The 13429-nt window shown below is 63.5% G+C and carries 9 protein-coding genes; 1 reads left to right on the forward strand and 8 read right to left on the reverse strand.

Annotation, left to right across the window (positions count from 1 at the left end; genetic code table 11):
- Positions 1 to 3: 3 nt before the first annotated feature.
- Together NKI21_RS17795 and NKI21_RS17800 are read right to left on the reverse strand one after the other, a co-directional pair.
- Complete coding sequence (locus tag NKI21_RS17795; protein ID WP_352866559.1) at positions 4 to 3363, reverse strand: transglutaminase family protein; 3360 nt, start codon at positions 3361 to 3363, stop codon at positions 4 to 6.
- Positions 3364 to 3474: 111 nt separating this feature from the next.
- Complete coding sequence (locus tag NKI21_RS17800) at positions 3475 to 4671, reverse strand: acyl-CoA dehydrogenase (protein ID WP_023809977.1); 1197 nt, start codon at positions 4669 to 4671, stop codon at positions 3475 to 3477.
- 137 nt (positions 4672 to 4808) lie between these two features.
- Between NKI21_RS17800 and NKI21_RS17805 the strand changes: the two genes are divergently transcribed.
- Entirely contained in the window at positions 4809 to 5720 is a 912-nt protein-coding gene (locus NKI21_RS17805; RefSeq protein WP_352866562.1) for a LysR family transcriptional regulator, read from the forward strand.
- Here the strand turns inward: NKI21_RS17805 and NKI21_RS17810 are convergent, their stop codons facing one another.
- From NKI21_RS17810 to NKI21_RS17835, 6 genes are all read right to left on the reverse strand, one after another.
- Positions 5721 to 8045: a Tex family protein gene (locus NKI21_RS17810; RefSeq protein WP_352866565.1), complete on the reverse strand. Its 2325-nt coding sequence runs from the start codon at positions 8043 to 8045 to the stop codon at positions 5721 to 5723.
- 128 nt (positions 8046 to 8173) lie between these two features.
- Positions 8174 to 9355 carry a serine hydrolase domain-containing protein gene (locus NKI21_RS17815; protein WP_352441913.1) on the reverse strand — a complete coding sequence of 394 codons (1182 nt, stop codon included), beginning with the start codon at positions 9353 to 9355 and terminating at the stop codon, positions 8174 to 8176.
- A 37-nt stretch (positions 9356 to 9392) separates the two neighbouring features.
- Positions 9393 to 10589 (reverse strand): serine hydrolase domain-containing protein, encoded by a 1197-nt coding sequence (locus tag NKI21_RS17820; RefSeq protein ID WP_352866569.1) that lies wholly within the window; start codon positions 10587 to 10589, stop codon positions 9393 to 9395.
- 67 nt (positions 10590 to 10656) lie between these two features.
- Positions 10657 to 11691 carry an ABC transporter substrate-binding protein gene (locus tag NKI21_RS17825; protein WP_023809982.1) on the reverse strand — a complete coding sequence of 345 codons (1035 nt, stop codon included), beginning with the start codon at positions 11689 to 11691 and terminating at the stop codon, positions 10657 to 10659.
- A gap of 23 nt (positions 11692 to 11714) precedes the next feature.
- Positions 11715 to 12515 carry an ABC transporter permease gene (locus tag NKI21_RS17830; protein WP_023809983.1) on the reverse strand — a complete coding sequence of 267 codons (801 nt, stop codon included), beginning with the start codon at positions 12513 to 12515 and terminating at the stop codon, positions 11715 to 11717.
- On the reverse strand, positions 12508 to 13428 hold the full coding sequence (locus NKI21_RS17835) for an ABC transporter permease (protein WP_352866573.1): 921 nt from the start codon (positions 13426 to 13428) through the stop codon (positions 12508 to 12510). Before NKI21_RS17835 ends, NKI21_RS17830 begins: the two co-directional genes overlap by 8 nt.
- Position 13429 lies beyond the last annotated feature (1 nt).

Raw genomic sequence — 13429 nt, forward strand, 5'->3', positions numbered from 1 at the left:
TGATCAGAGTCTTGCCGGCCGCCGAAGGTCAAGGGTCATCGGGAAATCTTCCGCCGGTTGTTCTTCACGGATCACATAGGCGGATGGCGTATGGCCGCGCGGTTCGAAGCGGGCGAGCCGCCGAGCTTCCGCCTCGTTGCCATTGACCGGAAAGGTGTCGTAATTGCGCCCGCCGGGATGGGCGACATGATAGACGCAGCCGCCGACCGCACGTCCCGACCAGCGGTCATAGATGTCGAAGACCAGTGGCGTGTTGACCGGCAGCGCCGGATGCAGGCCCGATGCCGGCTGCCAGGCCTTGAAGCGGACACCCGCCACCGCCACTTCGCGATTGTCAGTGACCTTCATCGGCACGATGCGGCCGTTGCAGACGACTGCGTGGCGCTCCGGGTTCAGCCCTTCGGTCTTGACCTGCAGCCGTTCGACCGAGGAATCGACGAAGCGCACGGTGCCGCCGATCGCGCCTTGCTCGCCCATCACATGCCACGGCTCCAGCGCCTGGCGCAGCTCCAGCTTGATGCCGGCATGCTGAACCTCGCCGCAGAACGGGAAGCGGAATTCGAGCTGGGCGTCGAACCATTCGGGCCTGAATTCGAAGCCGTTGAGCTTGAGGTCGTCGAGCACGTCGAGGAAATCGGCCCAGACATGATGCGGCAGCATGAAGCGGTCGTGCAGCGATGTGCCCCAGCGCACGAAACGGCCGTCGAGCGGGCTTTTCCACGCGCGGGCAATGATCGCCCTGACAAGCAGTTGCTGCGCGAGGCTCATGCGTGCATTGGGCGGCATCTCGAAGCCGCGGAATTCGACCAGCCCCAGCCGACCGGTCGGTCCGTCCGGCGAAAACAGCTTGTCGATGCAGATTTCCGAACGATGCGTATTGCCGGTGACGTCGGTCAACAAATTGCGGAACAGCCGGTCGACCAGCCATGGCAAGGGTGCGTTGCCCTGGTCCGGATGCGGCACCTGCGCCATCGCGATCTCAAGCTCGTAGAGCGAGTCGTGACGGGCTTCGTCGAAGCGTGGCGCCTGGCTGGTCGGCCCGATGAACAGGCCGGAGAACAGATAGGACAGCGACGGATGGCGCTGCCATTGCAGCACCAGGCTCTTCAACAGGTCCGGCCTTCGCAGGAACGGGCTGTCATTGGGTGTCGCACCGCCGACCACGACATGGTTGCCGCCGCCGGTGCCGGTGTGGCGCCCATCGATCATGAACTTGTCGGCGCCAAGCCGTGTCTGCCGCGCTTCCTCATAGATCGCCGTCGTCGTCGCCACGCAATCCTGCCAGTTGGAAGCAGGATGGATGTTGACCTCGATGACGCCGGGATCAGGCGCAACGCGGATGACGTTGAGGCGCGGATCGTGAGGCGGGCCGTAGCCCTCGATATGCACGGGAAGGCCGATCGCCTTTGCCGCGTTCTCGGCCGCCGCGACCAGTTCGAGATAGTCTTCCAGCGCCTCGACAGGCGGCATGAACACGCACAGCCGCCCGTCGCGCGGTTCGACCGAAAGCGCGGTGCGCACAGCGCCGCCGATCTCGGTGATCTCCTGCTCGACCCGTTCCTGCTGGCCGCTCGCAGCGGTGAACGATGCCGCTTGCTGGCGGCGCGCCATCTCGTCGGCGCCTTCCAGTTCGGCTGGAGCCGGTCCGGCCAGTATGGCTTCACGCGCGGGCAGCGGGCCGCGCGGCAGTGACGGATCGACCGGTACGATATAGGGGAATTGCTCGGGCGGCACATAGGGCAACGTGCCGAGCGGCAGCCGGTAGCCGACCGGTGAATCGCCTGGCACCAGGAACAGCCGGCCGCGCCGCGTCTTCCATTTTTCCGAGCGCCAGCGCGGATCCGATGCCTGGCTGTTCCAGCGCTGGACGGGCAGCACATAGCCGGACGGTTTGGTCAGCCCGCGTTCGAACACTTTCGCCATGCGGCTGCGTTCTTCCGGATCCTCCAGCCTGGAGTTGGACGGATCGACATTGTCGGGCAGCTTGCCTTCCTTGAGCAGCCATTCGGCCGGATCCTCATAGGCTTCGCTGACCATGGCCTTGTCGATGCCGAGTTCGCCGGCAATCGCGGTGAGCAGGCTTTCGGCCTGCTTCGGGCCGATATCGGCCTCGCTCTTTTCGCGTGCGATCAGCGACGGATCGCTCCACACCGGCTGACCGTCGGCACGCCAGTAGAGCGAAAAGGTCCAGCGCGGCAGGCTTTCGCCCGGATACCATTTGCCCTGGCCGTAATGGAGAAAGCCGCCGGGCGCGAAGCGCTCGCGCAGTTTACGGATCAGTTCGTCCGCCTTTTCACGCTTGGTGGGACCGACGGCGGCGGTGTTCCACTCGGCCGACTCGAAATCGTCGATCGACACGAAAGTCGGCTCGCCGCCCATCGTCAGCCGCACGTCGCCGGCAGCAAGCGCTGCATCGACCTTGTTGCCCAACGCGTCGAGCGCCTGCCAGCTTTCGTCCGAAAACGGCTTGGTGATGCGCGGATGCTCGGCGATGCGGTCGACCCGCATCTCGAAGCCGAATTCGACATTGGCGAAGCTCGCCATGCCGGAAATCGGGGCCGCGTTGCGGAAATGCGGCGTGGCGGCCAGCGGCACATGGCTCTCGCCGGTGAGCAGGCCCGAGGTCGGATCGAAGCCTATCCAGCCGGCGCCGGGAAGATAGACCTCGCACCACGCATGCAGATCGGTGAAGTCTGTCGCCGTTCCCGGCGGACCGTCCAGCGCCACCAGATCGGGCTTCAACTGGACCAGATAGCCGGAAACGAAGCGTGCCGCGATACCGAGATTGCGTAGGATCTGCACCAGCAGCCAGCTCGAATCCCGGCAAGACCCCTTTTTCGCGGCCAAGGTCTCTTCCGGCGAGAACACCCCGGTTTCCATGCGCACGATATAGGCAATCTCGCGCTGCAGCCGCGCATTGAGGTCGACCAGGAAATTGACGGTGTTGGCTGCGCTGCGATCGATGGTCTTCAGCAGCGCCGACAGCAGCGGTCCCGCCGGTTCCGGGGTGCGATAGATGGCGAGATCGTCGCGGATTTCTTCCGGATACTCGAACGGAAACGCCTCGGCCGACGGCTCGACGAAGAAATCGAACGGATTGTAGACCGTCATGTCGGCGACGAGATCGACCTCGATCTTCAGTTCGGTGACCGGCTCGGGAAAGACGAAGCGGGCAAGAAAGTTGCCGTAGGGATCCTGCTGCAGATTGACGAAATGGTTCGCCGGCTCGACCTTGAGCGAATGACTGAGCACCTTGGTGCGGGAATGCGGCGCCGGCTGCAGCCTGATGATCTGGGGCCCGAGAACCACCGGCCGGTCGTATTTGTAATGGGTCAGGTGATAGACGGCTGCCAGAATTGCCATGAAGCCCCGGAATTCAGCGTTTCAACGATTTCGCCGAACCCTGACACATCAGGCCGCCATTCTCCAAGCAGAGATGTTGCGGTGCACCTAATTTAAGCAACGGTTGCCGGCTCAGAAAAACGCCTGTATCCCCGTCTGCGCCCTTCCCAGGATCAGCGCATGCACGTCATGCGTGCCTTCATAGGTGTTGACCGTCTCCAGGTTCTGCGCGTGGCGCATGACGTGGTAGCCGATCTGGATGCCGTTACCGCCATGCATGTCGCGGGCCTGGCGGGCGATGTCGAGCGCCTTGCCGCAATTGTTGCGCTTGACGATCGAGATCATTTCCGGCGCCATCTTGCCTTCATCGAGCAACCGCCCGACGCGCAATGATGCCTGCAGCCCAAGCGCGATCTCGGTCTGCATATCCGCCAGCTTCTTCTGGTAGAGCTGCGTTCCGGCCAGCGGCTTGCCGAACTGCTTGCGGTCGAGCCCGTATTGGCGGGCGCGGTGCCAGCAATCCTCGGCGGCGCCCATCGAGCCCCAGGAAATGCCGAAGCGAGCCCGGTTGAGGCATCCGAACGGTCCGCCAAGGCCCTTTGCGTTGGGCAGCAGCGCGTCCTCGCCGACCTCCACGCCTTCCATCACCACTTCGCCGGTGATCGACGCCCGCAGCGACAGCTTGCCGCCGATCTTCGGCGCCGAAAGCCCCTCCATGCCCTTTTCCAGCACGAAGCCACGGATCTCGTCCTTGCCGTTCTCGCCCTTCAGCTTCGCCCAGACGACGAACACGTCGGCGACCGGCGCGTTGGAAATCCACATCTTCGAACCGGACAGCTTGTAGCCGTTGGCTGTCCTCTCGGCGCGTGTCTTCATGCCGCCCGGATCGGAGCCGGCATCCGGCTCGGTCAGGCCGAAACAGCCGATCCACTCGCCGCTGGCAAGCTTGGGCAGGTACTTCTTGCGCTGCTCGTCCGAGCCATAGGCGTAGATCGGATACATCACCAGAGACGACTGCACTGACATCATCGAGCGATAACCCGAGTCAACACGTTCGACTTCCCGCGCGACCAGCCCATAGGTGACGTAGTTCGCGCCAAGCCCGCCGAATTCCTCGGGGATGTTGATGCCGAGCAGGCCGGCCTCGCCCATTTCGCGGAAGATCGCGGTGTCGAATGTCTCGTTGAGGTAGGCGTCCTCGATTCGCGGCGCCAGTCTGTCGGCGGCGAAGGCGGCCGCACCGTCGCGCACCATGCGCTCGTCTTCCGAAAGCTGGCCCTCGATCAGGAACGGATCTTCCCAGACGAATGCGTTCTTGTCGGCGGCCATCGCGTTTCTCCCAAACAATGCATGTCGCTCAAAATAACGGCATGCATGAAGCAAAATCTTGGCCCGTTCTATCGGCTTGCGCCTCGAAAAAATCAAACGAAATTGATTCACCGATCAATGAGCGTTAGGAATGGATCATGAGTGTCCAGCGCCGCCTTTTGCCCAACATAAGCGCCCTTGCCGCCTTCGAGGCTGTGGCCCGGCTAGGCAGTTTCACCGCTGCCGCCCAGGAGCTCGATCTGACCCAGGGCGCGGTCAGCCGGCAGATCAGGTTGCTGGAAGATCAGTTCGGCCGCCGGCTATTCGAGCGCGACAGCCGCAATGTCAGGCTGTCGACATCGGGCGAAATCTACGCCGAGGCGGTGCGTTCAGCACTTGGCCAGTTGCGTGACGCAGCCCTTGGATTGATGAGCAATCGGCATAGCGGCATCCTGAACCTTGCCATATTGCCGACCTTCGGCACGCGCTGGCTGATGCCGATGATCCCCGATTTCGTCGAAAACAACCCTGACATCACCATCAACTTCGTCACCCGCGTCGGCCGCTTCGACTTCGCCAGGGAGAGGCTGGATGCCGCCATCCACTATGGCCTGCCGGACTGGCCGGAGGCCGACTCGACACTGCTGGTGCGCGAAACGGTGGCGCCGGTGGTATCGCCCGAATTCCTCGCCGGCCGCGCCATCGCCACACCGGCCGATATCGGCCAGTTGCCGCTGCTGCATATGGCGACGCGCCCTGGCGCGTGGACGGAATGGTTCGAGCATCAGGGCCTGAGCGCACCGACGGGGCCCGGCATGCAGTTCGAGCAGTTCGGCACCGCCGCCCAGGCCTGCATGGCGGGGCTCGGTGTGGCGCTGCTACCGCTGATCCTCATTGCAGGCGAATTGCAGCGCGGCCAATTGGTGCCGGCGCCAGGCCAGCCCATGCAAAGCCGCAGCGCCTACTATCTCGTCGTCCCACACGACAAGCGCGGCCATCCGCCGGTCGCCAGTTTTCGCGACTGGCTGCTGAGACATGTCGAGAAGGAGCCGGCCGTTCTGGCGTGGTAACTACTTTCGCTTCAGCGCATCGGCCAGCGCCGCGCCGAACGCACCTTGCTGCGTCGGCCTTTCCGGCTGGCGCTGCGGCGTCGGCGAACGCGGTGCCGGCCTGCCGCCTCCGGTATCGCGCGGCCCACCTTTCGACGCGCCGCCTTCGCCACCATCCTTGCGCATGGAAAGCGCGATGCGCTTGCGCTTGATGTCGACGTCGACGACCCGCACCTTGACCACATCGCCGGCCTTCACGACCTCATGCGCGTCCTTGATGAACCGGTCGGCCAGTTGCGAGACATGCACCAGCCCGTCCTGATGGACACCGATGTCGACGAAGGCGCCGAAGGCGGCGACATTGGTGACGGTGCCTTCCAGCAGCATGCCGGGCTTCAGATCCTTGATATCGTCGATGCCGTCGGCAAACGTCGCCGTCTTGAAGCCCGGACGTGGGTCGCGGCCCGGCTTTTCCAGCTCTGCCAGGATATCGCGTACCGTCGGCAAGCCGAAACGCTCGTCGACGAAAACGCGCGGGTCGAGTGCCTTCAGCGCGGCACTATCGCCCATCAACGACCGCACATCGCGCCCGCAGGCGGCGACGATCTTCTTGGCCACGCCATAGGCCTCCGGATGCACCGACGAGGCATCGAGCGGCTCGCTGCCATTGGCAATGCGCAGGAAGCCGGCGGATTGTTCGAATGCGCGAGGTCCGAGCCGCGGCACCTTGAGCAGGTCTTTGCGGCTGGCGAAGGGGCCGGTCGCATCGCGATGCGCGACGATCGCGTCGGCCAGAGACGCGCCGAGACCTGAAACGCGCGCCAGCAGCGGCGCCGAGGCGGTGTTGAGATCGACGCCGACGGCGTTGACCGCGTCTTCCACCACCGCTTCCAGCGAGCGGCCGAGACGGTACTGGTCGACATCATGCTGGTACTGGCCGACGCCGATCGATTTGGGCTCGATCTTGACCAGTTCGGCCAGCGGATCCTGCAGCCGCCGGGCAATCGACACAGCGCCGCGCAACGACACGTCGAGACCAGGGAATTCCGCCGCCGCCGTCGCCGATGCCGAATAGACCGAGGCGCCGGCCTCGCTGACGATCACTTTCAAGGGCTTCGGCCCACCATCCGCCGGCATGTCGGACAGCATGTCCGCCACCAGCTTTTCCGTCTCGCGGCTGCCAGTGCCGTTGCCGATCGAGATCAGCTCGACCTTGTGCAGGCGGATGAGCTTGGCGAGTTCGGCCTGGGTGCCGCGCACATCGTTCCTCGGCGGAAACGGATAGACCGTCGTCGTTGTCAGCACCTTGCCGGTGCCGTCGACCACCGCCACCTTGACGCCTGTGCGGATGCCGGGGTCGAGCCCCATCGTCGCGCGCGAACCGGCAGGAGCCGCCAGCAGCAAATCCTTCAGATTGCGGGCAAAGACATGGATCGCCTCTTCCTCGGCTCGCTCGCGCAGATCGCGCATCAAATCGAGCGTCAGGTGCAGCGACAGTTTTATGCGCCAGGTCCAGCCCGCCACCTCCATCAGCCATCTGTCACCCGGCAAATTGCCGCCTATAGCATAGGCGTTGGCGATCATCCGCTCGACCGGCTTCACCGGCGACGTATCATCGGCATCGACCTCGATGTCGAGCGACAGCACTTCCTCGTTGCGGCCGCGCAGCATCGCCAGCGCGCGATGGCTCGGCACATTTGTCCAGCGCTCGACATGGTCGAAATAATCGGAGAACTTCGCGCCGGCCTCCTGTTTGCCGTCGACCACCCTGGCCCGCATGAAGGCGCGTTCCTTCATGTAGGTCCGCAATTTGCCGACCAGATCGGCATTCTCGGCGAACTGTTCCGACAGGATGTCGCGCGCGCCGTCGAGCGCCGCCTTGGCGTCGACCACCTCTTCGGTCAGATAGGCCAGCGCCAGTTCGGCCGGCACCAGCGCGCGATTCGCCAGGATAGCTTCAGCCAGCGGGCCCAGCCCGCGCTCCCTGGCGATTTCAGCCTTCGTGCGGCGCTTGGGCTTGTAGGGCAGATAGATATCTTCCAATTCCGCCTTGGTGCTGGCGGCGGCGATCTTGCCTTCAAGCTCCTCGGTCAGCTTGCCCTGTTCGCGGATCGAGCCAAGGATGGTGTCGCGGCGCGCGTCGAGCTCGCGCAGATAGGCAAGCCGTTCGGCAAGGTCACGCAATTGCGTGTCGTCGAGCCCGCCGGTGACTTCCTTGCGGTAGCGCGCCACGAACGGCACTGTCGCGCCCTCGTCCAGCAGTTCGATCGCCGCGGCCGCCTGTTCGGGCCGCGCGCTGATCTCGGCCGCGATGATGGCTGCAATGCGCTTGATGTCGGATGCCATGTCGTACCTGCTCTCACCCAAAGAGCGGCGACCATAGGCGCAGACGTCCGGCCCGCCAACCGCCGCGCTTTGATCAGCCCGGCGGGTCCACAGGAAAGCGTGCGCTAATGTGGCGGCTCGGGCCCAGTCTAGACCATGCGGCTCAGCGCCTCGAAGAAGGCGACGATCTCGACATCGAGCGGATCGTCGACCGGCTCGGGCTGCGACGACATCTTGGCGATCACCACTTCGGTCCTGGGATCGACATACAGCCACTGACCATGGATGCCGATGCCGCAATAGGCGCCGCTCGGCAAACCGGTCTGGTACCATTTGTTCCGGTAACGACCTTCGGGAAACAGTGGTAGCATCGCACCGCGCTGCCAGGCGTCTGCACTGCCGCCAGTGCTGGTCGTGTCGCGTACCCACACCTCGGGCACGATGCGGCGGCCATTGGCCACCCCGCCTTGCCGCATCATCTCGCCAACACGCGCCAGGTCGCGCGGCGTCACCGAAATGCCGCCGGCAGTGCGCGCCGTGCCTTCCATGTCGACGCCGATCGAGGCTTCGCTGACAGCGCCGAGCGGCAGCCACAGCTTCTCGCGCATCAGGTCGGTGAACCGCTGGCCCGACGCGCGCTCGAGCAGCAGGCCGAGCAGGTCGGAATTCGGCGAGCGGTAGCGGAAGGTCTGGCCGTGCGGCTCTGCAAGGCGTTGCAAGGTCAAAATGAATTCGCGCAGGCTCTCCGTGCCGCCGCCCGGATTCCACAGCGTGGCGCGACGATAGCGGGCGAAAGCGCTCTCCGGATCGAGATAGGCCTCCTCGAAATCGAGGCTGACGCTCATGTCGAGCACATGCCGCACGCTCGCATCGCCATAGGCAGAGCCGGCGGCTTCAGGGATGTAGGCCGTCACCGGCGCTTCCGGGTCGAACACCCCCTCGCCTTGCAATATGCCAGCGATGATGGCTGTCACCGACTTGCTGATCGAGAAGATGATGTGGCGAGCGCCGAAATCCATATGCGGGGCGAACCAGTCGCCGACGATCTTGCCGCCTTTCATCACCGTCAGCGCGTCGGTGCTCGAACGTGCGAGAAATTCAGCCACCGTCTCCGGTGCGCCGGCGATCGCGACCTTTTCGCCGAGCAGGCCGCCCATATCGCGCACGGGGGTTTCGACAACCCCCGACGCCGCCGCCACGCGGGCGGTCGGCACCAGTTCGCCGAGATTCTGGAACGACCACCGGTTGAACGGGTTCTCGCGCCAGTTGGCGAGCACCACCTGGTGGCGCCGGAAGCCATAGCGGGTCTCGAACACGGTCTTGCCGGTCATGGCGTTTCCTTCCGGGTCGTTTCTTCTTTGTGGGGGCTCAGCGAAGTGCCGTGGCGATAGCGTGCACGGCCTTCAGCGTCGCTATGGAATAGGCACCATTGGCGAAATCCGGCCAGGTCGAAAGCTTCACCACGACCATTCCGGTGTTCCAGTCGATATGGATCATCTGACCGAACACGCCGCGGCACATCAGTGCGCGCGAGCGCGGGTCCTCGATCCAGAACTGGTTGCGATAGCTGCCCTCCGGCAGGCTGGGGCTGAAGTCCGGCCCATGCCTGCCGTTGCGCGTCGCCTCGACCCAGCCGGCCGGCACGACGCCGCCACCATTGTCGAGGATCAGCTGGCCGAAGCGGCCATAGTCGCGCAGCGTCGCGTTGAAGCCGCCATCCGCCACCGCATAGCCGGCGCTATCGACCGTGAAGCAGGCGCTTTCATCAGCGCCGAGCTTTTGCCAGAGTTCTTCCGAAACCAGCTGCGGAAGCCGTTTGCCCGTCACCCGTTCCATGATGAAGGCAAGCACGTCGGTCTCGATCGAGCGGTATTCGAATTGAGCCCCGTGCGGGCGGATCGTGTCCTTCAAGCCGAGGATCAGCTCGAACATGTGCGAGGGCCAACGAAAGGCCGGATCGCTGTCCGGCGGCACCGGCTTCCAGCCGGTGGCGACATCGACCTGGCCGATGTCGGAATAGCGGTCGGTATATTCCTCTGAGAAACGGACGCCGCTGGTCATGTCCAGCACATGCTGGACGCTGGCGCCGGTCCAGCCGGTAACGCCGAGTTCCGGCAGGTAGTCTGTTACCAGTCTGGCGGGATCGATCAGGCCGCGCCCAACCAGTATGCCGAACACCGAACCGGTAACGGACTTCGCCATCGACTGCGACAGGTGCAGCGTGCGCTCATCCATGCCGTTGAAATAGCGCTCATAGGCGACCTTGCCGTCCTTGAGCACCAGAAAGCCGTCCGTATAGGTCTCGTCGAGCAGCCCGGCGAGCGTCGTCGTTATGCCCTCGCTGTCCTCGACCGCCAGCCCGTCGAGATCGGCCTCGGCGCGTTCGAAGCGGTGGCGATGGCCATTGCCGCGCCAGACTTCGGCGGTCGGCAGAATTTCACGGATGTGCTGGAACGCCCAGCGGTTCCACGGCGGCCGGTCCCAGTCGAGCTTCGGCGGTACCATGGCGGGCGGCGAGCCCTGCATGATCGGCGGCCGCGGATCGGAATTGCGATAGGAGTCCATGACGGCCGAGTCCCTTGAACATGAAACGGACCCGGCGGCGTGTGCCGCCGGGTCCGTCGAACCCAGTTTATTTCTGCAACTCGGTCCAGATCTTGGTGTAAATTTCCTGGGTCTCCGGCGAGCACATCTGCTGCAGCTCGCCACGTGGCTTGTCCGCGGCCGGAATGATGACTTCGGGCGCGTCCTTCATGTCGGCCGGCATGTACTTGTCCGAGCCGGTGATGGCATTGGCGTAGCGATGGAAGGCCGAGAGACCTGCCGCGTTTTCCGGGTCCATGATGAAGTTCTGGAAAAGCTTGGCGTTCTCGACGTTCTTGGCTTCCTTAAGAACGACGACGTTGTCGCTCCACAGGCCGAAGCCTTCTTTCGGATAGTTGTAGTGGATGGCCGGGTTGGCCAGTCGCTGGCGCAGCGCCGAGCCGTTCCAATCGCTGGTCGCCTTGAAGTCGCCGGCGCCCATCTTCTCGATGGTGTTGTATTCCATCGCGATCCAGTTCGGCTTGGCCGCCACCAACAGGTCGCGCACCTTCTTCAGCACCGCCTTGTCGTCGGTGCATTGCTGGCCGCCGACATACTTGATCGCGGCGAACATCACATCGCCCATCTCCGGAACGACATTGACCTTGCCCTTGAGCTCGTCAGGCGTGTTGAAGATGATACCCCAGCTATCGGCCGGCCCCTTGTAGGCATCGGTGTTGACGACCACGCCGATCGTGCCCCACGCCCATGGAACACTGTATTTGCGACCCGGATCGAAATCGGGATTGGCCCATTCCGGCGCCACGTTCTTGAAGTTTTCCATCTTGCCAGGATCGGTCTCCTGGATGAGGCCTTCCTTGATCCAGATCGGCACGTAGGTCTGCGACGGCACCGCAATGTCGAAGCCGGTGCCTCCCTGGCGAACCTTGGCCAGCGCGGTGTCGTTGGAATCGTAGTCGGTGATGGTCACTTTGACGTTGTATTTGGCCTCGAACTTCTTGATCACGTCGGGGCTGGTGTAGTTGCCCCAATTGTAGATGTTGAGCACGCCGTCGGCGCGGGCCAGGCCCGTCGAGGCGAGCAACGCCAACCCCATGGCGGTTGCTGTTGTCTTCCAGTTCATGGTTTTAACTCCCATTTTTCGGTTCAGTCTCGTTTCCTGCTGACGAAGAAAAACAACGTGACGATCGCGACCGAAAGCAGCAGGAAGGCGGTCGATATCGCGTTGATCTCGGGTGTGATGCCGCGGCGGATCTGGCCGAGCATGTAGGTGGGCAGCGTGTCCTGGCCGCCTGATTTGACGAACTCGGTGATGACGACGTCGTCGAGCGAGATGACGAAGGCCAGCATCAGCCCGGCCAGGATGCCAGGCCACAGAAGCGGCAGCGTGATGCGCCGGAAAGCCTTCCAGGGCGTCGCGTAGAGGTCGGCTGCGGCACGCTCCAGCGTCAGGTCCATATTCTCAAGCCGCGCCCGGATCGGCAAATAGGCAAAGGGAATGCAGAACGCCGTGTGCGCGGCGACCAGATAGCCGATGCCGGAATAGCCGGTGAAGATCTTGATGCGCGAGAAGAAGATCAGCAGCGCCACGCCGGTGACGATCTCGGGCACCATCAGCGGCTGGTTGATCGCCGCATATTTGAAGGTGAGGCCGGGATAGGGCGCGGTGCGGGTGGTGGCGAGCGCCGCCATGGTGGCAAAGATCGTGGAGAGCACCGCCGCGATGGAGCCAATCTGGAAGGAACGCAGCGTGGCATCGACGACCTGCGTGTTCTGCCATGCCGACTGAAACCATTTCAGCGAAAAGCCGCCCCATTCGGAGGTCGAGCTCGCCGCGTTGAAGGCATAGATGACCAGCACGATGATCGGCAGATACAGCACGATAAAGCAGGTCGCGGCGATCGCGGTGAATCCTGGCTGGTGCTTGATGGAAAAGTTCTTAGCCATGACGCACCCCCGATCTTCCGGCATTGCGCACATAGGCAAGCAGCGCCACCATGACGATGATCATGACGGCGATCGACAGCGCCGAGCCGAGTGGCCAGTTGCGACCCTGCCCGAACTGCAATTCGATCAGGTTGGACAGCATCATGTTCTTGCCGCCGCCAAGAACGCTCGGTGTCACATAGGCGCCAAGTGCTGGAATGAAGACCAGTATGGAGCCGGCGATGACACCCGGCTTGACCAGCGGAAAGATGATCCGCCGCAGCACCTGGAAGCGCGACGCGTAAAGGTCGTACCCCGCCTCGACCAACCGGAAATCGAGCTTTTCCATGCTGGCATAGATCGGCAGCACCATCAGCGGCAGGTAGACATAGGCCATGCCTATCAGGATCGCCGTGTCGGTGTAGAGTATCTGGATGGGCGCCGAGATGATGCCGAGCTTGAGCAGGATCGTGTTGATGATGCCTTCGTTGCGGATGATCTGCAGCACCGCGAAGGTGCGGATCAGGAGGTTGGTCCAGAACGGAATGGTGATCAGGAACAGCCAGAGATCGCGGGTCTTTTCGCTGCGCGTCGCCATGAAATAGGCGGTCGGGAAACCAAGCACCAAAGTGGCGATCGTCGTCACCACCGAGAGCTTGATCGAGCGCAGGAAGATGGTGACGTGGGCGGCGGCGATCGAAAGCGTGTCGTCGAAGATATCGCGTTCCAGAAACACCGATGTCCAGGCTTCCGGCGAGAACTGCCACTTCACGTCGCCATAGGAGCCTGGCGTCAGGAACGAGTAGACGAGCACGATCAGCAAGGGGCCGGTCGCGGCGAGGAAAATGACCAGCAGCGCTGGCGCTGACAAAAGCCAGCGGTCACGGACATCGCGCCGCTCCGCTGCCTTGGCGACTTCTTCCGCGGTCGCCATC

Origin of the sequence: Mesorhizobium sp. M0715, from assembly GCF_040320355.1 — a bacterium.
In the GTDB taxonomy this organism is placed as follows: Bacteria; Pseudomonadota; Alphaproteobacteria; order Rhizobiales; family Rhizobiaceae; genus Mesorhizobium.

Coding starts and splice junctions, on each gene's coding strand:
- NKI21_RS17795 (WP_352866559.1), bottom strand. CDS start 3,363: ATGGCAATTCTGGCAGCCGTCTATCACCTGACCCATTACAAATACGAC.
- NKI21_RS17800 (WP_023809977.1), bottom strand. CDS start 4,671: ATGGCCGCCGACAAGAACGCATTCGTCTGGGAAGATCCGTTCCTGATC.
- NKI21_RS17805 (WP_352866562.1), top strand. CDS start 4,809: ATGAGTGTCCAGCGCCGCCTTTTGCCCAACATAAGCGCCCTTGCCGCC.
- NKI21_RS17810 (WP_352866565.1), bottom strand. CDS start 8,045: ATGGCATCCGACATCAAGCGCATTGCAGCCATCATCGCGGCCGAGATC.
- NKI21_RS17815 (WP_352441913.1), bottom strand. CDS start 9,355: ATGACCGGCAAGACCGTGTTCGAGACCCGCTATGGCTTCCGGCGCCAC.
- NKI21_RS17820 (WP_352866569.1), bottom strand. CDS start 10,589: ATGGACTCCTATCGCAATTCCGATCCGCGGCCGCCGATCATGCAGGGC.
- NKI21_RS17825 (WP_023809982.1), bottom strand. CDS start 11,691: ATGAACTGGAAGACAACAGCAACCGCCATGGGGTTGGCGTTGCTCGCC.
- NKI21_RS17830 (WP_023809983.1), bottom strand. CDS start 12,515: ATGGCTAAGAACTTTTCCATCAAGCACCAGCCAGGATTCACCGCGATC.
- NKI21_RS17835 (WP_352866573.1), bottom strand. CDS start 13,428: ATGGCGACCGCGGAAGAAGTCGCCAAGGCAGCGGAGCGGCGCGATGTC.